Here is a 23,114-nt window from a genome sequence, read left to right on the forward strand (position 1 = left end):
TATCATGAAAATATTAGTTACAGGCGGTTTAGGTTTTATAGGTTCGCATACCGTTGTCGAATTGCAAAATGAAGGTTTTGAAGTTGTAATCATCGATAATCTTTCTAATTCTTCGGAGGAAGTTTTAAAAGGAATTGTTGCCATTACGGGAAAATCACCCGTTTTTGAAAAATTAGATTTAAGAGAAAAAGGGTCTGTTCAGGATTTCTTCCAAAGGCATACTGATATTGCAGGAGTCATTCATTTTGCCGCTAGCAAAGCAGTAGGCGAAAGTGTCGAAAATCCGTTATTGTATTATGAAAACAACATCAATACGTTAGTTTACATTTTACATGAATTACAACAAAAACCGGAAGCCAACTTTATTTTCAGTTCGTCTTGTACCGTTTACGGCCAAGCCGAAAAAATGCCGATTACCGAAGACGCCTCCATTCAGATAGCGATGTCGCCTTATGGAAACACGAAACAAATTGGTGAAGAAATCATTACCGATGTGACCAAGGTAACCAATATCAATGCTATTTTATTGCGTTATTTCAACCCGATTGGAGCGCATTCATCGGCTGAAATTGGGGAACTGCCTATTGGAGTACCACAAAATTTAGTGCCGTTTATTACCCAAACCGGTTTTGGTTTGCGAAAAGAATTGTCGGTTTACGGCGATGATTATCCTACTCCAGACGGAACATGCATCCGGGATTATATTCACGTTGTTGATTTGGCGAAAGCCCATGTGGTGGCTTTACAGCGTCTATTGAATAAAAAGAATGCCGCTAAAGTCGAAACTTTTAATCTGGGAACCGGAACCGGAAGTTCAGTTTTGGAAGTAATTCATACTTTCGAGAAAGTAAGCGGACAAAAATTACCCTATAAAATTGTGGACAGGAGAGAAGGCGATATTACTTCGGCTTATGCCAATACCGATAAAGCCAATACCATTTTGGGCTGGAGTGCTCAATCTACTTTAGAGGAATCGCTGGCTAGTGCTTGGAAATGGGAACAGAAGATTCGTTCTTAAGAATTTACAATTTTCATAGAAATAAGAAATCCCAAATGGTCAAACTGATGATTTGGGATTTCTAAATTTAAATAGCCTTATAAAAAATGAACCAAAGTCCGGATTATAAATTACTGTTTTGTTTAATTACTGTTGCGATTGTTTGGGGAACCACTTTTTTCGGAATTCGAATTGCTGTCGAAACTATCCCGCCTTGGTTTGTGACTTCCATAAGACAAGGAATTGCCGCTTTGATTGTTTTTATGATTCTACTGTATAAAAAAGAATTCGTTTGGATTGGCTGGGAAAATTTTAAACAACAACTGATTCCATCCATTTTGATGATTGTAATTGCCAATGGTTTTACCACCATTGCAGAACAAACCCTGCCAAGTGGACTGACTTCAATATTGAGTGCATTGTCTCCGTTGGTAATATTTATCGGAAGCATTATATTTGGTCTGCAACAACCCAGTTTAAAAGGATTTGTCGGAGTTATCATTGGTTTCTTGGGTGTTCTTTTTATTTTCAGGGAAGGTTTGGGTGATATTTTGGATCCCAATTATATGAAAGGTATTCTCTTTATTGGAATGGCCATATTAGGTTGGGCTTTAGGGACTATTTATTCTAAAAAACATGTTCATAAAACAACAAGTATTGCGCTGAATTTATTTTATCAATTTATGATTTCTACAGTTATTCAATTGGTGTTGGCGTTTGTTTTTTCTGAAAACATTAACGTAAGTCTTTGGAGTGCGACAAGTATTCTGGCGGTGATTTATCTGGCTGTTTTTGGATCTGTAATTGCATTTTTCTGTTATTATTATGCGTTAAAAAGAGTATCAGCCGTTCAGGTTTCTATACTTTCTTATTTCAATACTATAATTGCCGTTTTCTTGGGATGGCTGCTGCTAAATGAAGTGGTTACTTTTGATTTTATTATAGCTACAAGTTTAATAATTACGGGTGTTTTTATTACAAATTACAAGAAAAATCGAAAGCCGATTGATGATTAAAAGTTCAATAATAATTAAAAAATCCCAAATTGTCGAAATAATAGTTTGGGATTTTTGCTGCTTTTAAATTACTCGGAACTTCAGTTTTTGAAGTTGAGTCGTTTAATGGTCATTACAGATTTTATTTCATAAAAAAGCTAAAAGCTGTATTTCGTCGGCTTTTTTGGTTTTATATCGATAATAAAACCAAAGTAAACTTTCCCACGTAATTGGAAGCATAAATGATAAATCTTCCAAAGTATGAAAAAAATTATACCCTTGTTAATTGCTTTAGTCAGTTTAACGTCTTCACAGGCACAAGTCGGAATTGGAACAACCAATATTGGAAACGGCGTGCAATTGCAAATTGAAAGCAATTCAAAAGGATTACTGATTCCAAGAGTGGCTTTAACTTCAACTGCGACTGAGGCACCGGTTGGACCTTCGCCTATTGCCATTGGAGTTTTAATTTATAATACAGCCAATAATGGTTCTGACGGAACAGCTGTAACTCCGGGATTTTATTATTGGACAGGAACAATTTGGACCTCTTTGAAAGGAACATCAGGACAAAATTGGTCATTATCCGGAAACACAGGAACTACACCAGGTACCAATTATTTAGGAACTTCCGATAATACGAACCTTCAAATTAAAACGAACAATGCTTTGCGTATGACTGTTGAAAATGACGGTCAGGTTATAGTAGGAAGTAATACCACACCATTAGCCAATACTTTAATGAGTGTTTATCCAGCCAGCGGACAAGTGGGTTTGTTTGTTTCGAGTACTAATTCGCAAAGAACCATTCGGGCATTATCTGCCTCAAATTCACAATTTGTGATTGATGGAGGAAATTTAGATGCTACCGGAGGTAATGGTGTTATAGGAATCAGTGCTAATCCGGTTGCGAATACCAGTTCAACGGTTGTTGGTGTAAGAGGAGTTGCTGGAAGAACTACTTTTACCGAACTTGCCGGAGAAGCAGTTGGGGTTGCCGCTTCCGGTACTACGGGATTACATGTTCGTGGAGTTGGTAAAAATACAACAGTAGATTTTAATGCAGCTTATTTTGAATATGATGAGGACGATGATTTGAATACCAGTTCAGGCCCTTTTGCCAGAATAGCAGGAAAAGATGTGAATTATTTTACAGGAGGAACAGCGGCTAGACGAGATGTAGTCTATGGCGGGTATTTTGATGCGAATACTTCGGCTACGGATTATGTTTTTGTAGGAGCAAAAAACAATGGAACTTCTTATAAAGTTTTAGGAGGTGGTTCTGTATCCACAATGATTGAAGATAAAGAAGGAAACAACAGAATTCTTCATGCTACAGAAACACCGGAAATTCTTTTTGAAGATTTTGGTATAGGCAAATTACAAAATGGAGAAGCCAGAATTACATTAGATCCATTATTATCCGATCATATTTTTGTGGATGAAAAACACCCAATGAAAGTTTTTATCCAATTGGAAGGCGATTGCAACGGGGTGTATGTTACTTTAAAATCTAAAGAAGGTTTTACTGTAAAAGAACTGAAAAACGGAAGATCGAATGTTTCCTTTTCATGGAATATTGTGGCTAACCGAGCTGATGAAAAAGAAGCCAATGGGAATATAGCTTCTAAACACGTGGATGTTCGTTTCCCAATCGGCCCAAAAAGGCTGGAACAAGCCAAGCAAAAAGAAGCAAAATATGATATTGATATGAAAGAGGATGTTGTGAAATAAGAAATTTAAGATGACAAAACCCCAAATTATCGTGAGATGATTTGGGGTTTTGTTTTATATGCTTAAATTTTCTCTTTTGAAATTAAGCCGAAATCGTCTCCACTTCTTTATTGGTTTTATTCACCAATCCAACCAACACTTTTCCTGGCCCTACTTCCGTAAATGAAGTCGCGCCATCGGCAATCATTTGTTGTACCGATTGTGTCCATTTTACCGGAGCCGTCAATTGAATGATTAAGTTTTTCTTGATTTCCGTAGGGTCAGAAACTGCGCTAGCCGTTACGTTTTGATATACCGGACAAATCGGAGTAGAGAAAGTCGTTGCTTCAATCGCGGCGGCCAATTCTTCTCTTGCCGGTTCCATCATCGGCGAGTGAAAAGCCCCTCCAACAGGTAATAACAAGGCACGTTTTGCACCGGCGGCTTTCATGGCTTCACAGGCTTTTTCCACTGCCGTGAATTCTCCTGAAATCACCAATTGCCCCGGACAGTTATAATTGGCAGCAACAACAATTCCATCAATCGAAGCACAAACGTCTTCCACAATATTGTCAGCCAATCCTAAAACCGCTGCCATGGTTGAAGGTTTGATTTCGCAGGCTTTTTGCATCGCCATCGCCCGTTTTGAAACCAATTTCAATCCATCTTCAAACGATAAAGCGCCATTGGCCACCAAAGCCGAAAATTCTCCCAAGGAATGTCCCGCCACCATTTCCGGTTTGAAACTGCCTCCCAACGTTTTTGCTAAAATCACCGAATGTAAAAAAACAGCTGGCTGCGTTACTTTGGTTTCTTTCAATTCCTCTGCCGTACCTTCAAACATGATATCGGTGATGCGGAAACCTAATATTTCATTTGCTTTTTCAAATAATGCTGCCGCCATTTCTGACGATTCATATAAGTCTTTGCCCATTCCTGTGAACTGTGCGCCTTGACCTGGAAATACGTATGCCTTCATATTTTTAATTTAAAGATTGAATGATTGAAAAATTAGTCTCAATCGAAAGGCAAAAATAGTATTTTTTTAGGATTTATTCGAAAAGATAAAAGACAGGTATAAAAGCAAAACCCCACACTTCATTTCGAAGTATAGGGTTTGCATTCAACCAAAAACCAATATTATGAAATTATTTATTGTTTTATTAATTGCAATTCGATGTTTAGTCGAACATCTTCACTCACTAAAACACCGCCGGTTTCTAAGGCAGAGTTCCAATTCAATCCCCAGTCTTTACGGTTTATTTTTCCTGAAATGGTCAATCCTGCTTTGGTGTTTCCCCAAGGATCCGTCATCAGTCCACTGAAATCTACCGGAAATTTAACGAATTTTTTCACGCCATGAATTTCCAAATCACCGGCTAATTCATAATTTTCACCATCCACTTTCGTGAAAGAAGAGGCTTTGAAGAATAGTTTCGGATAATTTTCCACATCAAAAAAGTCAGCACTTTTTAAATGAGTATCCCTGTCTGCATTTCGGGTATTAATAGAATTGATGTCGGCTGAAAATTCAATAGCTGCATTCTCGAAGTTATCATCTTCCCAGGTGATTGTAGCATCATATTTTTCGAAATTACCGGATACATTAGTAAACATCATGTGTTTTACTTTAAAACCTATTTCTGAGTGTGTTGGGTCTATAGCCCATTTTGTTGTTGGCATAATTATTTTTGTTGTTTGTTTTTTAATTTTTTCTATGCTCGTATTATTAAATTGCCATTGGAACTTCCATCAATAGAAACTCTGCATCAGAAGTCGCTTTGATATTTACGGAATCAATATCCCAAATTCCAAAACCGTCTCGGGTGTTTAATTCTTGTCCGTTTACCGTGATATCTCCTTTAAGAACAAATACATATAAACCGTTTCCTTTTTTCTTGATTGCATATGGTGCTTCCATATTTGCATCAAAATTCCCTAAATGAAACCAAGCGTCCTGATGAATCCAAACACCCGCATCTTCCGGATTTGGTGAAAGAATTTGTTGTAATTTGTTTTTTCGGTCTTCGGGATTTAAAGTAATTTGTTGGTATCTCGGTTCAACATTTCTTTTGTTTGGGAAAAGCCAAATCTGGAGTAGTTTTGTTTGTTGGTCCTCATTAGGATTAAATTCACTGTGTCTAATCCCGGTTCCGGCACTCATCACTTGCACATCACCATTTTTTATGGTTTCGGAATTTCCCATACTGTCTTTATGAGCCAAATCGCCTTCCAGCGGAATGGTGATGATTTCCATATTGTCATGTGGGTGTTCGCCAAATCCCATTCCTGCAGCAATGGTGTCATCGTTTAAAACCCTTAGCACTCCAAAATGATTCCTGTCAGGATTATTATAACTGGCAAAACTAAAAGTATGATAAGCGTTAAGCCAGCCATGATTTGCGTTTCCACGAGTATTCGCTTTATGTAATACAGTATTTTCCATAATATTTTATATTTGTGTTTGGAATGGAATTTTTTAATAAATCCTTCCGATTCCTAACTGTTATTTTGATATAGCAAAGATACAACCGATTGATTTGTAAGATACTTAACCTAGATTAAGAAATGAAAAATCCGACAGATTACAAGATCTGTCGGATTTAATTTTTTTTGCTGTTTGGGATTATTATTTTTTGAGCATCCTTGCTTTCATTTTACTGAAAAATTCTGGTGTAACCCCAATATACGAAGCAATTTGCTTTTGTGGAAGGCAATGTACTAAATCAGCATATTTTTTGGAAAACTTATCATAACGCGCTTCCGCGGTGAAAGTCAAATTATCAATTAATCGTTGCTGGTTGGCCACTAAAGAATTTTCGATGAGAATCCTGAAAAAACGTTCTATTTTTGGAATATCATGATACAACTGTTCCTGATTTTCTTTTGAAAGCAAAAAAACTTCTGCATCTTCGTTGACTTCGATATACAATTGTCCGGGGCGTTGCGAAAGATAACTGTACATATCTGCAATCCACCAACCCGGGCAGGCAAAACTTACCACATGTTCGACACCATTTTCATCAATGGTGTAGCTCCGTAAAATGCCTTTAGTCACAAAAAATGAATACGTGCAAACTTCTCCTTCTTTCAACAGAATGGTCTTAGCTTTATAGCTTTTGGTTTCTGTTAAAGATAGAAAATGGGTTTGCTCTTCCGGTGTTAATGAAACATGCTTGGCAATATTTTCGAGGAGTAAATTCAAGAATTATTTTTTGGCCGCTTTTTTTTCTGGAAGTAACTGGAACGAAGTTGCTTTAAAACGATTGTCTACAATTGTACCTGCAACTTCCGCTTTTCTAACTACCGAGCAAAAACCATCTTCCGCGTGAGCATCACCATGAGAATCTAGGGAAGTTCCATCTACAAAATAAGATTTTCCGTCAATGCGAACAGCTAAATCACACCCTTTTGCTTTCATTCCAAATTGACATTGTCCGCAAGAGGCATCTACAATTTGCGTTTTTATTTCTTTTTTATCTTGGGCATTTGCTAAAACTGCTATGAACAAGAATACTACGGATATTAAGTTTTTCATTTTTATTATTTTAAGAATTTACGTTTACTAAGATAGCCGTTTTTTTGGCACGTTCCACAATTTCTTCAATTGGAGTTTCTAATTTGTCATTGGTTAAAACAACTCCCATTCTTCTATAAGGTCTTGAAGTTGGTTTGCCAAAAATCCTAAAATCGGTTTTGGGTAAAGCGGCAACCTTTTCGATTCCTGTATAGGTTGGATGATTTGAATTTTCAGAAGCTAAAATTACGGCACTGGCTCCCGCTTTTTCTAAAGTGATTTCCGCAATCGGTAAACTCAGAATCGCACGTAAATGCAATTCAAATTCGTTGAAATTTTGTGTATTGGCCAAAGTTACCATTCCGGTATCATGTGGGCGAGGAGATAATTCAGAAAAATAAACGCCTTCATCCGTCAGGAAAAATTCCACACCAAAAAGTCCTGCGCCTCCTAAGGCTTCGGTTACTTTTTCGGCCATGTCCTGTGCTTCGAATAAGTCTTTGTCGGAAACTCTTGCAGGCTGCCAGCTTTCCTGATAATCGCCGCGTTCTTGTCGGTGACCAATTGGTGCGCAGAATAAGGTTGGATTATTATTTTGGGTAACGGTTAATAAAGTTATTTCCGAATTGAATTTTACAAACGCTTCAACAATCACTTCAACAACATCACCACGAGAACCTTCAACGGCATAATTCCATGCTTTTTCAATATCGGCTTCGGTTTTTATGGTCGATTGTCCTTTTCCGGACGAAGACATTAAGGGTTTTACCACGCAGGGCATTCCGACTGCTTCGACTCCTTTTTGTAATTCTATGGCAGTGGTAGCATAACGGTAATCGGCGGTTTTTAATCCTAATTCTTTGGCGGCTAAATCACGGATGGCTTTTCTGTTCATCGTGAAGTTCGCTGCTTTCGCAGAGGGAACTACGGTGATGCCTTGTTTTTCGTAATCGTAAAAACGTTCGGTACGGATGGCTTCAATTTCGGGAACGATGAAATCGGGTTGGTGTTTGGCGACAATTCGGTCTAATTCGGCGCCATCTAGCATGTTGATGATTTCGAAACCGTGGGCCACTTGCATGGCTGGAGCGTTTTCATAACTGTCGACCGCAATTACGGTTTGTCCGATGCGTTGTGCGGCGATTGCAAATTCTTTTCCTAGTTCGCCTGAACCTAAGAGTAGTATTTTTGACATTGTTTTATGTTTGTAGTTAGTGTTTGTAGTTAGTGTTTGTTGGTTTGCGTGAGGGATTGCAGTGGAAATCCTTTTTTATCGCACGGAGCGATAGCGGAGTGTGATAAAAAAGATTGCAACGGAAAGCCCGACCCTTGCGGTCACGCCCAAATATAAATAAAAAAGCCCCAAGAAATCTTGAGGCGTTAATTTTTTAGGCTGGAACTTCCGTGGTCGTCACAGCTTCCTTAATTCGGCGTAATGCTTCAGTAAGTAAATCTTCGCTGGTGGCATAGGAGAAACGGATGCAATCCGGATTTCCGAATGCGTCTCCTGTTACGGTAGCCACATTGGCTTCTGCCAAAAGATACATGGAGAAGTCATTGGCATCTTTGATGAGCGTTCCTCTTAATGTTTTTCCAAAGTAGGAGGAAACATCAGGAAATACATAAAATGCGCCTTCCGGAACGTTGATTTTTATTCCTGGAATTTCTTTTAAAAGTCCTACCACTAAATCACGACGACTGTGAAATGCATCGACCATGTGTTTCAAAACTGCAGGATCTGCATCGACAGCAGCAATGGTAGCGCGTTGTGCGATACTGTTGGGGCCGCTGGTTACTTGCCCTTGCATTTTAGTACAGGCTTTTGCGATTTCTTCCGTGGCACCGATATATCCAATTCTCCAGCCGGTCATGGCGAAGGCTTTGGAAACTCCATTTACAGTAATCGTTCTTTCCAACATTCCAGGAATAGAGGCAATGCTGCAGAAAGTTCCGGAGAAATTGATGTGTTCGTAGATTTCGTCTGAAACGATGTATATGTTTGGATGCTTTTCTAAAACTTTAGCCAAAGCAGTTAATTCTTCTCTGTTGTATACCGAACCGCTTGGATTGCAAGGAGAACTGAACCACATCATTTTTGTTTTTGGCGTGATGGCCGCTTCCAATTGTTCAGGTGTGATTTTGAAATCGCTGTCGATTGAAGTTGGTACTTCTACTGGAATTCCATCGGCCATTTTGATAATTTCGAAATAACTAACCCAATAAGGTGCAGGTAAAATTACTTCATCACCCGGATTAATTATTACTTGCGCAATGTTGTACAGTGATTGTTTTGCTCCGGTTGAAACTACGATTTGAGATGGTTTATAATCTAAATTGTTATCTCTTTTGAACTTTCGGCAGATGGCTTCTTTTAATTCCAAATACCCTTCAACTGGTGTGTACGTGCTGTAGTTTTCGTCGATTGCTTTTTTAGCCGCTTCTTTTACGAAGTCCGGCGTATTGAAATCGGGCTCCCCCAAACTTAAACTGATAATGTCTCTTCCTTGGGCTTTTAATTCTCTTGCCAAGGCAGCCATGGCAAGCGTTTGTGAAGTTGATAAGTTGTTAATTCTATCCGAAAGTGGGTTCATTTTATGATGGGTTGTAGTTAGTTTTTATGAAAAGCAATAACTTAAATCGTTGCAATTATGCGCTAAGTGCCGGATTTGTTCCTAAGTCTTTTAAATGTTTGAAATGTGCAATAACGGCACTGGTCATTGTTTTGTATTCGTAATAAGGTAAATTACATTCTTGGGCTGTTTCCTTTACGATTTTTGCAATTTTACCATAATGAACATGACTGATATTTGGAAAAATATGGTGCTCAATCTGATGGTTTAAACCTCCGGTATACCAGTTGACAATCCAGTTTTTTGGAGCAAAATTCGTCGTGGTGTACAATTGATGGATAGCCCAGGTATTGTCCATTTCTCCTAATTCGTTCGGAGAAGGATTGGTAGTTTCTTCCACGACATGTGCCAATTGGAATACAATGCTTAAAATTAATCCTGCGGTATAATGCATGATAAAAAATCCGATAAGGACTTTCCACCAAGTGATTCCCAATACCATTGGAAGTACAATCCAAATAGAGAAATAAATGATTTTTGTGATGATTAAAGTAGTCCAAAGAATCTTTGATTTTTTGGCTTCTCCGTAGGATAATTTTCTTTTCAGATAATTTCTCATCTGTTTGAAATCGGTAGTTATAGACCAGTTGAAAGTCAATAAACCATATAAGAAAACGGAATAATAATGTTGAAATCTATGAAAACTATACCATTTGGCGTCTTTGGTAAAACGGATTACTCTTCCGGCATCCAAATCTTCGTCGTGACCGGGAATATTGGTATAAGTATGATGTAAGACATTGTGTTGAACCTGCCAATTGTAAACATTTCCTGCCAAAATATAAATGCTGGATCCCATGATTTTGTTCAGCCATGGTTTTGAAGAATAAGAACCGTGATTCCCATCATGCATGACATTCATTCCAACGCCAGCCATTCCGATTCCGATGAAAATACTTGAAACAATATATAACCAAAAAGGCATGTCTAAAGTTAGAATCAAGAAATAGGGGGTTAAGAAAAGACAAAACATCACGATAGTTTTCAAATGAAGTTTCCAGTTTCCGGTTTTTTTGATATTGTTGTCTTTGAAATAATCATTCACGCGAGAATTCAACGTTCTAAAAAATTTCAACGAGTCTTGTCTTGAAAAAGTTGGGGCATTCGGATTCATAATAATTCTGGTATTGAAATGGTTTCAAAGATAATTATTATTAAATTTTCTGAACCCAAAAAACAGTTAAATATTTTCATCTTAAAAATCATTACTTTTGTCGAAAATTAAGAAGATGGAAGAAATCATTAAGTATTTCCCTAATTTAACGGAGATTCAGCAAAAACAGTTCCAAAAATTAGAAGCATTATACCACGATTGGAACTCAAAAATCAATGTGATTTCCCGTAAAGACATTGATGAGTTGTATGTTAAGCACGTTTTACATTCTTTGGCTATTGCCAAAATCACAAAATTCGAACCTGGAACTTACGTTTTGGATGTTGGTACAGGTGGAGGATTTCCAGGAATCCCATTGGCGATACTTTTTCCGGAAACCCGATTTTATCTGATTGACGTTATCCTGAAAAAAATCAATGTAGTCAAAGCCGTTGCCGAAGCATTAGAACTGAAAAATGTAAAAGCCGAGCAAATGCGCGCCGAAAGTGTAAAAGGCGATTTTGATTTTATCGTAAGTAGAGCGGTTACGAATATGCCGGATTTTGTATCCTGGATAAAAGATAAAATAAAAAAGCAAAACAAACATGAATTGAAAAATGGAATTTTATATCTAAAAGGCGGTGATTTGACTGAGGAATTACAAGATTTTCCTAAAGCAACAGAGTATAACATTTCCGATTTTTTTGACAACGAATTTTTCGAAACCAAAAAAGTGGTGCACGTACCTTTGAAGTTTAAGGCTTAAAATTTGTTCAAATTTCAAAGTTTTAGCTTTTATAAAAAAAAACCACAAGTATTCAAACTAATTTGAATGCTTGTGGTTTTTTAATTCTAAGTCTAAACTTTAGACTATTCTCCTAAAAACGGATATCTGTAATTTTCCGGAGTAACAAATGTTTCTTTGATGGTTCTTGGCGAAGCCCAACGCAATAAGTTCAATGCTGAACCTGCTTTGTCATTGGTTCCCGAAGCTCTTGCGCCACCGAAAGGCTGCATTCCCACAACGGCTCCGGTTGGTTTGTCATTGATATAGAAATTTCCGGCAGCATTTTGCAACGCAACTGTGGCTTGCTCAATGGCATAACGGTCCTGGCTAAAAATGGCGCCTGTTAAAGCATATTCAGAAGTAGCGTCTACTAATTTTAATGTTTCTTCCCATTGGGCATCTTCATAAACATAAATAGTCATTACCGGTCCGAATAATTCGGTTTCCATTGTCGAGTATTTTGGGTTTGTAGTCACGATAATGGTTGGTTCTATAAAGTAACCAACGGATTTGTCATAATTTCCTCCAACAATAATTTCGGCATCCGTATCTTTTTTGGCCTGGTCGATAAAGCTTGCCAATTTATCAAAAGAACCTTCGTGAATAACCGCTGTGATGAAGTTTCCAAAATCTTCCGGAGAACCCATTTTCATAGATTTCACATCGGTGATCAATTGTTTTTTTACCGCTGGCCACATGCTTTGAGGAATGTAAGATCTTGAAGCGGCAGAACATTTTTGACCTTGAAATTCGAAAGCACCACGAGTGATTCCGGTTACCACTTGTTTTACATTTGCACTTGGATGCGCTATGATAAAATCTTTTCCACCAGTTTCCCCAACAATTCTTGGGTAAGTTTTATAGTGGTGAATGTTGGTTCCGATTTTTGCCCAAATATCTTTGAATACATGAGTAGAGCCTGTAAAGTGGATTCCAGCAAAATCACGACTTGCCAAAACAGTATCGGTAATCATTAAGGCGTCACCAAAAACTACGTTGATAACCCCGTCAGGAACACCTGCTTCTTTGAACACGTCAATAATTATTTTTGCAGAAAACACCTGGCTGTCGCTTGGTTTCCAAACTACAACATTACCCATCATCGCAGCACTTGCCGGAAGATTGGCTGCAATTGCAGTAAAGTTAAATGGGGTAATGGCATATACGAAACCTTCCAAAGGACGGTATTCCAATCGGTTCCAAACAGTAGAATCCGAATTCGGCTGATCGTTATAAATTTGCGTCATGAATTCTACATTGAAACGTAAAAAGTCAATCAATTCGCAAGAAGCATCAATTTCTGCCTGATGAATACTCTTAGATTGAGCAATCATGGTTGCTGCATTAATTTTGGCTCTGTATGGGCCAGCGATTAATTCGGCAGCTTTTAGGAAAATAGCTGCCCGTTGTTCCCAGGCCATGTTAGCCCAAGCGGTTCTGCTTTCTAAAGCATTGGCAATGGCTTTTTCTACATGAGATTTTTCGGCTAAATGATAGGTTCCAACAATATGTTTGTGATCATGAGGCGCAGTCATGTTTTTGGTATTCCCAGTTCTGATTTCTTCGCTGCCAATGTATAAAGGAACGTCGATTTTGGAATTCCACATTTCTTTGTAAGTTGCAAGAACGGCAGCTTTTTCAGGTGAGTTTGGGGCGTATAATTTTACGGGTTCGTTTACCGCTTTTGGTACATGAAAAAATCCTTTTAGCATGATATTTAAGTTTTTATGAATGATCAAATTTTCGTGATGCGAAGATACGAAATGATAATTTGAAAATATAAAAAATTGGGAATTTGATAACTTATGAAAATGAAAAAGAGAATTTTTGGAATTTAATTCAGTGCAAAAGGGGCACTCAGTCTAAACGTTGGGACTACGACTCTAAAATTTCGGGTAGAGGTGAAATTAATCATATTAAAATAACCGGACATAGCGCCAAATGGGGAAGATAATAAACAACCGGAACTATAGGTATGGGTTTCGCCTGGCTTGAGGACCGGTTTTTTTCCTATAACGCCTTCGCCATCCACAATTTCAACATGATTTAGAGAATCGAAAATTTCCCAATGACGAGAAATTAATTGAACGGAATCTTTACTGTGATTTTCAATAGTAACCTCGTAACTAAAGGCAAAGTGAATCTTGTAGTTTTTGAAGTAAGTGCCTTCAAAACTAGTCAAAACGGAAATCTTAATGCCTCTTGTAATCTGTGAAACCATACTATTATTTCAAAATGGTATTTTTACCTAACGTCAAATTTACAAATTTTAGCAATCAGAAATACTTTTGACCCATAAAAAATTATTAATTCGTGATGTCCACCGAACTGGCCACTCCTTTTCCGATAACTCTGTCGTATCGCTGATTGTTTTCTCTGTAATAAACAATGGCAAAATAGTTATTTTCCGTTTGATAAAAATTTCCGTCAATGGCCTTTTCGGAATCTATATTTCCTTTATTGTCAGCAACAACATATTGGTAATTAGTAAATCCCTGTTTAATCATTATTGCTTTTTCATAAATGCCTTTGGCTTCATTATAATCCATTTTATTTTCTGGAATTAATGCAAAATTATTAAACATTCCATTAATATAAATGTTCTTTTTTTCAAAAAATGCTGGGGCAGAAAGACTGAAAAATACCCAGGTATAATCGGCTTCAATTTCGTTTTTTTCTGCATTGATATTGCGGACAATGAAATTTCCATTGGTGTCGGGAAAATAAGTATATGGGTTGTTTGCCCGCGCATTGTTAGTATATAAATGCGTATTGTAAACATTGTTGTCCGAATCAATACGCGCCACATTATTTGTTGCGGCTCTTACATCTTTATTTTCAAAATATAAGAATTCGTTTCCACCCCAAAATTGTGTTTCTGTGTCATATTTATAAATCAGATCATTGCCAATGGTGTACATCGGTTTTATATTTGAAATGGCAGTGTTCAACTGACCGTTTTGAAGCAATAAAACCTTAACGTTTTGTAACGGGCTTTGAAATAAAATGGTATTTGATTTTATTGTAAAATCTAAATTCTGTTTGAAATTGATAACACTCAAATCTCTCGCTCTTTTTATTTGCATCGGAACCGAAACCAAATTTTCAAAAAGAATAAATTTTCTGGAGAAAACAACTTCTTTATCTTCATTTAAGATTTTTATGATATAATTCCCGCTCACCAGAAATTGTGTATTTCGGTTTGGAAAGGGCAATTTATAATGAGAATATAGTTGTAAAGTATTGAAGGAGTTGGAATAATCCTGAATGCGTTGCCCGTCAAATCCTCGTAAATATTCATTTTTTGATAAATCTGATGGTTTCCAGTCGTAATTGCAATGGATTAATTCGTAGTAATAATTGGCTTCATTGCCAAAAAGATCATCAAATTCAATTTGGAAAGGATCATTTAATCCAAAAAGCGGAATGCTATTTTGTCCGTTTTGAACAAAAGTCACCGTTTTAATATTATATGGAGGCGCAATTTCGGTTTCTACTTGTGCAAAAGCAGAAAAAGAAATCAAGACAAGAATTAATTTTAACAGAAAATGATTTGACATATTTATAGATTTTCACTTTGGTAAATATAACGAATTATCGTAACCTAAATTATGCCAAAGATTTAGCCCATCGCAAATAATTCTTATTTAAAACAAACGGGAATAATTTCACCTTTGGCCAAACAATATTTTTCGACTAATTCGGGACTGATTTTTTTGGTATAATCTTCTTCAATTACGGTAAAGCCAATGCTATGCAATTTATCAAAATAATCTCTTCCGTAAATGCGAACATGGTCGTATTGCCCGAAGATTTTGGCGCGTTCTTTCTGGTCTGTAATGGTGTCATCAGAAAATGTTGTGGCTCTTGATAAGTCTTGCGGAATCTGGAAAATTCCCATGCCGCCGGGTTTTAACACGCGATACAATTCCTGCATGGCTTTGGTGTCGTCCGGAATATGTTCCAAAACGTGATTGCACAAAATAATATCATACAAATTGTCATCAAAAGGCAAATTGCAAATGTCCGCTTTCACATCGGCCAAAGGCGAAAATAGATCGGTAGTGGTATAGTCCAGATTTTTTTGATTTCGGAACAATTTATAAAATGCCTGTTCCGGAGCAAAATGCAATACTTTCTTTTTTTCTGTTGAAGTAAAGAAATCAGTTTCATTTTTTAAATACAACCACAATAATCGATGTCTTTCCAATGAAAGTGTGCTTGGCGAAAGCACATTATTTCGTTGTGTTCCGTAACCATAAGGCAAGAACATGCTGAAACTTTTCCCGTCAATCGGGTCAGTGAATTTATTTCCTTTTAAGACAAAAGCTAAAATAGGGCGAGCCACATAACTCAGCCTGATTAGTAAAGGTCTTGGAATAGTATTGAGGATAAATTTAAAAACTTTCTTCATTATAGTACTAAAGGTTGTCTTCTGAATTCATCTTCTTCATTACTCACAATTCCTAAAGCCTCGTATACATAAGCAAAAGTTGAAAGCAATTCTGGTTTTCCGTCAATGATGGCCACATCATGTTCATAATGTGCCGAAGGTTTACCATCAGCAGTCAGGATTGTCCAACCGTCTTTAAGTTGTTTGATGTTTTTGGTTCCCATGTTAATCATCGGTTCGATGGCAACCACCATTCCTTCTACGAAAAGTTTTCCGCGACCTCGTTTTCCGTAGTTGGGCATTTCCGGGTCTTCGTGCATTTTTTGACCCAAACCGTGTCCTACTAATTCACGAACGACACCATAACCGTGACTTTCGGTATATTTTTGAATCGCATTACCTACGTCTTCCACACGATTTCCAATTTTGAATTCACGGATTCCGATATATAAGGACTCTTTGGTAATTTGTAATAATTTTTTAGTTTCCGGAGCTACTTCGCCAATTTCAAAAGAATAAGCGTGATCGCCATGGTATCCGTTTTTATAAGCACCGCAATCTACCGAAATAACATCGCCGCTTTCTAAGGGTTTGTCATTCGGAATTCCGTGAACCACTTGTGCATTCGGACTCATACAAAGGGAGTTTGGGAAACCATATAATCCAAGGAAGCTTGGGACAGCACCGTGATCTCTGATGAATTCTTCGGCTAATTTGTCTAAATATAAAGTAGTCACGCCAGGTTTTATTTCCCTGGCAATCATTCCTAATGTTTTGGAGACTATTAAGGCACTTTCGCGCATTAATTCTATTTCTTCACGAGTTTTTTGGATAATCATAAGGCGTATTTTTCTGATTGCAAAAATACAACATTCTATTGATAATTCTTTAATTGAAATTCCAACATGAGTTTTGTCATATTTTTGTATCTTTTGAAGAATTAATTTTGTCTTAAAATTATAGAGGTATGAGTAAATATGTTTCAGCAGCCGAGGCTGTCAAAATTGTAAAATCAGACGATAGAATATATGTGCAAGCTGCTGCGGCTGCGCCAACGGTTTTGACCAAAGCTTTAGCAGAACGGGCTTCCGAATTGAAAAATGTTGAGGTTTGTCATTTACATACCGAAGGAGATGCACCCTATGCCAATCCGGAACTTTCAGAAAGTTTTCATGTCAATTCTTTTTTCATCGGTAAAAATGTAAGGCATACTTTAGCCGCAGGAAATGGTTCTTACACGCCTGTTTTCCTGAGTGAATTGCCTTATTTGTTTAGAAAAAAAGTAGTTTCGCTTGATGTTGTGTTTATTCATGTTTCGCCGCCGGACATTCACGGGTATTGTTCGCTTGGAGTTTCTGTAGAAGCCACTTTAGCAGCTATAGAAAGTGCAAAGACAGTTGTTGCACAAGTGAATCCGCGAATGCCACGAACTTTTGGTGACGGAATCCTTCATGTATCCGAAATCGATTATTTGGTTGAAGTTGATTTACCAATATTTGGTCATGAAATGGAGGTTATTTCTCCAATAGAAGATAAAATTGGAAGTTTTGTAGCCAGTTTGATTGAAGACGAAAGTACCTTACAAATGGGAATTGGTTCTATCCCGAATGCCGCTTTAACCAAACTATCAAATCATAAAAACTTAGGATTGCATACCGAAATGTTTTCGGATGGTGTAATCGATTTAATTGAGAAAGATGTGATTAATTGTAATTTTAAAGGGGTTAATCGTGGTCGTGCTTTGGCGACTTTTTTAATTGGTTCGCAACGATTGTATGATTTTGTAAATGATAATCCGTTTGTAGAAATGAGAGAATCATCCTATGTAAATGACACATCTAAGATTAGAAAAAATCCAAAAATGGTAGCTATCAATTCCGCTATCGAAGTCGATGTTACGGGACAAGTTTGTGCCGATTCTATTGGTGCCAGAATGTATTCGGGAGTAGGGGGCCAGATGGATTTTATCCGAGGCGCTTCTTTGAGCGACGGTGGAAAAGCGATTATTGCCTTGCCTTCAATTACTAAAAATGGAGAAAGTAGAATTGTTCCTTTTTTAAAGCAAGGGGCTGGGGTAGTAACAACGCGTTCCCATGTTCAATATATTATTACCGAAAACGGAATTGCCGATTTGTACGGTAAGACTTTAAAACAACGAGCAGTCGAGATGGTCAAAATTGCACATCCAAACCATCAGGAATGGATTGACAAAACGTATTTTGAAATGACAAATTGTAAATAAAAAAAGCTCCAATTTGGAGCTTTTTTGTTTTTTTACTTTTCGTAAGCATGTTTATAGGGTTGACCAGAAAGGATTTTCAGTAAGTCCTTTTCTAAAGTTTCAATAGGAGTTTCTACAATTCGGTTAATTTCTTTTTCATTTTTGTAGATAATAAAAGTTGGGACATTAGTAATATTCAATCGTGCTTCAAGATGTTCCGGAGTTGTTTTACTTCGGTCTACCGTGATTAATATTGCCTTTTTTAAATCAAAATTAATTTGTTTTAAAATCTTATAAAAACGGGGAACTTGATTCTGGCTGTCTTCACACCAGGTTCCCATGACTATTTTTATTGTAATATCCTCCGGTAAATTTTTTAATTTAATAATCGTTTCCGAATCTGGATTGTAATTTTCATAACCCGGAGTAAACCAAACGTCACAAGGAGCTTGTTGTAAATCGTTCATTGTTTTTTCGCCTGTTAAAAATTCAGGTGCAATTGGTTTTGGTTCTTGATTCTCCATAGGTTTTTCAGGTGTTTTTTCAGTTGGTGTTCCCACTACTTTTTGAGTGGATTTACATCCGATAAAGGCAAATAGTAAACTGGCAATTAGTATTTTTTTCATTTTAAACTTATAAAATTAACGAATGTCTGTTCATGACTTCCGGTTTTTCAATTCCCATTAAATCCAAAACAGTAGGAGCGATATCTCCTAACACTCCATCCTGGACAGGGATTAAATCTTTGTCGACTAATATAAACGGAACCGGATTTGTGGTGTGGGCCGTGTTTGGACTTCCGTCAGGATTGATCATGGTTTCACAATTTCCGTGATCGGCAATTACGATTGTAGTGTAATTATTCGCCAAAGCGGTTTTGACTACTCTTTCGACACATTTATCCACAGCTTCGCAAGCTTTTATAGCGGCTTCCATAACTCCGGTATGCCCTACCATATCGCCATTGGCAAAATTCAAACACACAAAATCCACTTCGCCTTTTTCGAGTTCCGGAACTAAAGCATCTGTTAATTCAAAGGCGCTCATTTCGGGTTTCAAGTCATAGGTGGCGACTTTTGGCGAAAATCTTAAAATTCTGGTTTCGCCAATAAAAGGTTCTTCTCTTCCGCCGGAAAAGAAAAAAGTTACGTGTGGATATTTCTCGGTTTCGGCTATTCGGATTTGCTTTTTATGGTTTTTTTCTAAAACTTCTCCGAGGGTTTCCGTGATATTGTCTTTTTCATAAATTACATGCATTCCTTTAAATGTACTGTCATAATTGGTCATGGTAACATAATACAAATTCAATTTGTGCATGTTGTGTTCGTGACAATCCATTTGGGTTAACACTTCTGTCAGTTGTCGACCTCTGTCGGTTCTGAAATTGAAGAATATCACCACATCATTTTCCTGAATGGTGGCTAACGGTTTGTCATTATCATCAACCATAATAATCGGTTGGATAAACTCGTCGGTAATCTCTTTAAGATAATCGTCCTGAATACTATCCACTGTATTTTTAGAATGTGCTCCGATTCCGTTCACTAGCAAATCATAAGCCAGTTTGATTCTTTCCCAACGTCGGTCGCGATCCATGGCATAATATCTTCCGATTACGGATGCTAATTTTACGGTGGTATTTTTGATGTGATTTTCTAAAGCCGAGATAAAAAACACACCTGATTTTGGATCTACATCACGGCCATCGGTGAAGGCATGAATGAAAACTTTTTCTAATCCGAATTCCTGAGTGGCATCAACCAATCCTTTTAGGTGTTCTATATGTGAATGTACACCGCCATCGGAAACCAATCCCAGCAAATGAACATTTTTGTTGTTGTCTTTTGCATATTGAAATGCATCAACCAATACTTTTTCCCGATTTAAAGTTTTGTTTTGAACGGCAAGATTTATTTTAGGCAAATCCTGGTAGATAATGCGTCCGGCGCCCAAATTCATGTGGCCTACTTCGGAATTTCCCATTTGTCCTTCAGGTAAACCTACGTTGAGCCCATCGGTTCGGAGCTGTGCATTGGGATAGATTCGGTACAAACTATTTATGAAAGGAATATTTGCATTGTCCGGAGCAGATACTTTCGGGTCTGGCGATTTTCCCCAGCCGTCGAGAATCATTAAAATCACTTTTTTATTCATGGTCTTATTTTTTAGCCCTGATGGCAGCGGCAGCCTTTTGCGTAAAAAACTAATTTTTTCTTAGCGGAAAAGAGCGACCCAAGGAAGCTCCTTTTGTGCTTTAGAAAAATAGATTTTTTGCAAAAGCTATAGCGGATAGCAGGTTTAGGCTTCAAATTTAAGGAATTATAACCAATTTTTGGCCTGATTGTAATCGATAAAATATTTTACGCTTACGGAAAAGACATGGCTTAAGGCATCATTGTTAAGCAAATTGGTCACGTTTTTCTCAAAATCTTTGTTGATATCAGTTTCGTAATTAAAGGCATTGTTTCGGTACAAAACGGATATTTGACTTCCGGGAGCAAACCACCAGGAATACGATAAATCTAAATTCCAGGAGTTGAGGTTTTTGTTTTTATTTTCGATAGGCGTATTACCGGAATAATCAATAAGTCTGCCGTTTTGTTCCAATGTCAGAAAGTTTTTGTTTTCTGAAAAAGACCAATATTGGCGCACCGAAAGATTGAAATTCATTCGGCTGTTAATCGAGTATTTTCCGGAAATCGAGTTGGAGTAAGTAATTACATTCCTGTTGCCAAAGACAATCATATCATTTGATGTTGCAGGATTATTATCCATATCAATGTCATCTGTGTTTACATACCCTTTGTTGTTGTTTTGGCGAAAAAAGTTAAAATTATAATTCATCGAAAACTTATCATTGAATCTAAATCTCGGGCCAAGGGAAAAACCATAAGAATTCCTGCCAGTTTCGTTAAAAATAGCATAAGACGGATTAAAATCGATAGCAAACTTGTTGTTGTAATTGGATGAAAAATAAAACCACCCACCCATTTTTGTTGGCGTAATTACATATCTGTTTTCGGCTCTTGGTTCGTAATAATTGTATGATTCCAATGGATTATAATCGATTCCGAATCCAAAATAATGATTTTTCTTATTGTTCAAATTTACGTTTACGTTAATATTGCTTCCTTGGATTTTTCCTGTTTCTTTTTGAAATTGGGAAAATACATTAATATTGGTATTAAAGGAATTGAAATACTTGGTTGGATTTAGGATTCTATAATTTGTATTACCATATAAGACATAATAATTGGTTTCGAAATTAATTCCAAGGTCATTGTTGTCATAATCCTTTGTTACCAAATCGCCACCAAAACTGTAGCGGTATTTTCCGCTGGTTTCGGCAAAATTCAATGTAGAGGAAACTCCTTTTTTGTCCTCGATAGCGTTAACGTAACTGTATTTAAGATTTCCGCTGACATTGTAGGTGTTTTTCTTGGTGTTTAAATCCCAAACCAAAGCAGAAACATTCGCGTCACGAAATTCTCCGTTTCGCGTCACATTTGTATTTACAAATGAAACTGACGAATTTTTACGGAAACGTTGGTCCAAAACTAACACATTATAATTGGTCAAAGGTTCTATTTCAACTCTTCGTGATTCTTGAGTGTCGGTATTGCGGACGATTACTGTTGTTTTCTCTGTTACCGCATTCAAAATTCCAATTCCTAATCCATCCTTTGTTCTGCCTGAAACTTTTAAAGCATTGATTAGACTTATATTATTTGGATATTCTTCAACTACTTCATCGGTAGCTGTTTCTGGATAGGTTGATGGACTTCCGCCGATTCTTCGGGAATATAATAGGTTTCCTTTATTGAACAAATCCGTTCCTTCGGTAAAAAAGGCGCGGTTCTCGTTGAATTGCTGTTCAAAAGGGCCTAAGTTTAAGATTTGATCATCGTATTTTGTTTGTCCAAAATCAGGAACAAGAATCATATCGAGCGTGAAGGCATCATTAATTCCGTATTTAATGTCTAATCCGCCTTTGAGTGTTCCTTTGGTTTTTTCTTGGCCTGCATTCAAATAAAAAGAAGAATACGGCATCAGGAAAAGCCTTGTGGGCGTTTTAATATTCTCGATTCCTTCCAGAGTTCCTGTTTGTTGTGTGAAAGTCCCAATTTTTGAATCAATAAAGTTCCAGGAATACTTTTGGCGATCCCGTTTTATTTCCCTGAAAAAGTTGACACCCCAGGTTTGTTTATTCTCCCCGGAAAAGCGCAAGGCAGCATAAGGAATACGCATTTCGACAACCCAGCCAAATTTGGTGATGGTGGCTTTACTTTTCCAAATGGCATCCCAAGAGTAATCTTCCCCATTTGTATCTGTCGCTAAACAATCTGATTGCCCGTCGGCAGCGGTAACAAAAAATCGAAAATCCTGTTGTCCGTCGTTAAATCCGTTTATAAAAATTCCAAAAAAATCGCAGGCTCCGAAGTTATCGCGTTGCACAATTTCTTTTAGAATTTTTTCAGGTTCGTCATCATATAATAAAGCACCAACATATATGGCATCATTATCATATACAACTTTCACTTCGGTTTTTTTATTTTCTGCAATGGGTTTCCCGTTATCGGGTTCGAACATGACAAAATCGGTGGCAATAGGAACGGTTTTCCAAATTTCTTCATCCAGATTTCCATCGATCGTAATATCGCCGGGAGTGGACATGGTTTTTAATATCTTTTTCTGACCATAGCTGATGGAGCAGAAAAGGATAAAGCTGAGCATTAAAATTTTTTTCATTTGATTGATTGATGATTGA

Annotated in this window: 21 protein-coding genes; 5 read left to right on the top strand and 16 right to left on the bottom strand. The window is 37.2% G+C overall.

The genetic code is table 11. From position 1 onward, the window contains the following. The first annotated feature begins 4 nt into the window (after nucleotides 1-4). The 3 genes from galE (at nucleotide 5) to VI621_RS07565 (ending at nucleotide 3,726) form a co-directional block, all read left to right on the top strand. Nucleotides 5-1,018, top strand: coding sequence for a UDP-glucose 4-epimerase GalE (galE, locus tag VI621_RS07555; protein ID WP_324217771.1), 1,014 nt, complete (start codon nucleotides 5-7; stop codon nucleotides 1,016-1,018). 86 nt (nucleotides 1,019-1,104) lie between these two features. Next, nucleotides 1,105-2,013: a DMT family transporter gene (locus tag VI621_RS07560; RefSeq protein ID WP_324217772.1), complete on the top strand. Its 909-nt coding sequence runs from the start codon at nucleotides 1,105-1,107 to the stop codon at nucleotides 2,011-2,013. Nucleotides 2,014-2,253: 240 nt separating this feature from the next. Next, nucleotides 2,254-3,726, top strand: coding sequence for a hypothetical protein (locus tag VI621_RS07565; RefSeq protein ID WP_324217773.1), 1,473 nt, complete (start codon nucleotides 2,254-2,256; stop codon nucleotides 3,724-3,726). An 82-nt stretch (nucleotides 3,727-3,808) separates the two neighbouring features. Here the strand turns inward: VI621_RS07565 and fabD are convergent, their stop codons facing one another. The 8 genes from fabD to VI621_RS07605 all read right to left on the bottom strand — a co-directional run bounded on the left by fabD (nucleotide 3,809) and on the right by VI621_RS07605 (nucleotide 10,966). Then, nucleotides 3,809-4,684: an ACP S-malonyltransferase gene (gene fabD / locus VI621_RS07570; protein ID WP_324217774.1), complete on the bottom strand. Its 876-nt coding sequence runs from the start codon at nucleotides 4,682-4,684 to the stop codon at nucleotides 3,809-3,811. A gap of 173 nt (nucleotides 4,685-4,857) precedes the next feature. Further along, nucleotides 4,858-5,388, bottom strand: a complete 531-nt coding sequence (locus VI621_RS07575) for a YceI family protein (RefSeq protein WP_324217775.1) — start codon at nucleotides 5,386-5,388, stop codon at nucleotides 4,858-4,860. Between the two features lie 46 nt (nucleotides 5,389-5,434). Continuing rightward, nucleotides 5,435-6,151: a pirin family protein gene (locus tag VI621_RS07580; RefSeq protein WP_324217776.1), complete on the bottom strand. Its 717-nt coding sequence runs from the start codon at nucleotides 6,149-6,151 to the stop codon at nucleotides 5,435-5,437. 183 nt (nucleotides 6,152-6,334) lie between these two features. Beyond that, nucleotides 6,335-6,910, bottom strand: a complete 576-nt coding sequence (locus VI621_RS07585; protein WP_324217777.1) for a Crp/Fnr family transcriptional regulator — start codon at nucleotides 6,908-6,910, stop codon at nucleotides 6,335-6,337. Nucleotides 6,911-6,913: 3 nt separating this feature from the next. After that, on the bottom strand, nucleotides 6,914-7,243 hold the full coding sequence (locus tag VI621_RS07590; RefSeq protein WP_324217778.1) for a DUF6370 family protein: 330 nt from the start codon (nucleotides 7,241-7,243) through the stop codon (nucleotides 6,914-6,916). 10 nt (nucleotides 7,244-7,253) lie between these two features. Then, nucleotides 7,254-8,417 carry a formate-dependent phosphoribosylglycinamide formyltransferase gene (gene purT, locus VI621_RS07595; RefSeq protein WP_324217779.1) on the bottom strand — a complete coding sequence of 388 codons (1,164 nt, stop codon included), beginning with the start codon at nucleotides 8,415-8,417 and terminating at the stop codon, nucleotides 7,254-7,256. A 193-nt stretch (nucleotides 8,418-8,610) separates the two neighbouring features. Next, nucleotides 8,611-9,813 carry a pyridoxal phosphate-dependent aminotransferase gene (locus VI621_RS07600; protein WP_324217780.1) on the bottom strand — a complete coding sequence of 401 codons (1,203 nt, stop codon included), beginning with the start codon at nucleotides 9,811-9,813 and terminating at the stop codon, nucleotides 8,611-8,613. A 55-nt stretch (nucleotides 9,814-9,868) separates the two neighbouring features. Then, nucleotides 9,869-10,966, bottom strand: coding sequence for an acyl-CoA desaturase (locus VI621_RS07605; RefSeq protein ID WP_324217781.1), 1,098 nt, complete (start codon nucleotides 10,964-10,966; stop codon nucleotides 9,869-9,871). Nucleotides 10,967-11,081: 115 nt separating this feature from the next. On the opposite strand from VI621_RS07605, the gene rsmG reads away from it, so the two are divergent. Beyond that, on the top strand, nucleotides 11,082-11,711 hold the full coding sequence (rsmG, locus tag VI621_RS07610) for a 16S rRNA (guanine(527)-N(7))-methyltransferase RsmG (protein WP_324217782.1): 630 nt from the start codon (nucleotides 11,082-11,084) through the stop codon (nucleotides 11,709-11,711). 104 nt (nucleotides 11,712-11,815) lie between these two features. Here rsmG and pruA read toward each other — a convergent pair whose 3' ends face one another. From pruA to map, 5 genes are all read right to left on the bottom strand, one after another. After that, complete coding sequence (gene pruA / locus VI621_RS07615; RefSeq protein ID WP_324217783.1) at nucleotides 11,816-13,444, bottom strand: L-glutamate gamma-semialdehyde dehydrogenase; 1,629 nt, start codon at nucleotides 13,442-13,444, stop codon at nucleotides 11,816-11,818. A gap of 122 nt (nucleotides 13,445-13,566) precedes the next feature. Beyond that, complete coding sequence (apaG, locus tag VI621_RS07620) at nucleotides 13,567-13,953, bottom strand: Co2+/Mg2+ efflux protein ApaG (protein WP_324217784.1); 387 nt, start codon at nucleotides 13,951-13,953, stop codon at nucleotides 13,567-13,569. A gap of 85 nt (nucleotides 13,954-14,038) precedes the next feature. Continuing rightward, nucleotides 14,039-15,292, bottom strand: coding sequence for a DUF5103 domain-containing protein (locus tag VI621_RS07625; RefSeq protein WP_324217785.1), 1,254 nt, complete (start codon nucleotides 15,290-15,292; stop codon nucleotides 14,039-14,041). Nucleotides 15,293-15,375: 83 nt separating this feature from the next. After that, the gene (locus VI621_RS07630; RefSeq protein WP_324217786.1) at nucleotides 15,376-16,146 is read right to left on the bottom strand and encodes a class I SAM-dependent methyltransferase; all 771 of its coding nucleotides are present in this window, start codon (nucleotides 16,144-16,146) and stop codon (nucleotides 15,376-15,378) included. Further along, on the bottom strand, nucleotides 16,146-16,964 hold the full coding sequence (gene map, locus VI621_RS07635; protein ID WP_324217787.1) for a type I methionyl aminopeptidase: 819 nt from the start codon (nucleotides 16,962-16,964) through the stop codon (nucleotides 16,146-16,148). The genes VI621_RS07630 and map overlap by 1 nt, the downstream gene beginning before the upstream one ends. A 128-nt stretch (nucleotides 16,965-17,092) precedes the next feature. Here map and VI621_RS07640 point away from each other — a divergent pair, with 128 nt between their 5' ends. Then, nucleotides 17,093-18,367, top strand: coding sequence for an acetyl-CoA hydrolase/transferase family protein (locus VI621_RS07640; protein WP_324217788.1), 1,275 nt, complete (start codon nucleotides 17,093-17,095; stop codon nucleotides 18,365-18,367). A gap of 32 nt (nucleotides 18,368-18,399) precedes the next feature. Here the strand turns inward: VI621_RS07640 and VI621_RS07645 are convergent, their stop codons facing one another. The 3 genes from VI621_RS07645 to VI621_RS07655 form a co-directional block, all read right to left on the bottom strand. Continuing rightward, a complete protein-coding gene (locus VI621_RS07645) occupies nucleotides 18,400-18,972 on the bottom strand; it encodes a thioredoxin family protein (protein WP_324217789.1) in 573 nt (190 codons plus the stop codon). 7 nt (nucleotides 18,973-18,979) lie between these two features. Beyond that, nucleotides 18,980-20,500: a 2,3-bisphosphoglycerate-independent phosphoglycerate mutase gene (gpmI, locus tag VI621_RS07650; protein WP_324217790.1), complete on the bottom strand. Its 1,521-nt coding sequence runs from the start codon at nucleotides 20,498-20,500 to the stop codon at nucleotides 18,980-18,982. A 165-nt stretch (nucleotides 20,501-20,665) separates the two neighbouring features. Beyond that, nucleotides 20,666-23,095 (bottom strand): DUF5916 domain-containing protein, encoded by a 2,430-nt coding sequence (locus VI621_RS07655; protein WP_324217791.1) that lies wholly within the window; start codon nucleotides 23,093-23,095, stop codon nucleotides 20,666-20,668. Nucleotides 23,096-23,114 lie beyond the last annotated feature (19 nt).

Source organism: Flavobacterium sp. (assembly GCF_035292545.1).
Taxonomy (GTDB): Bacteria; Bacteroidota; Bacteroidia; order Flavobacteriales; family Flavobacteriaceae; genus Flavobacterium.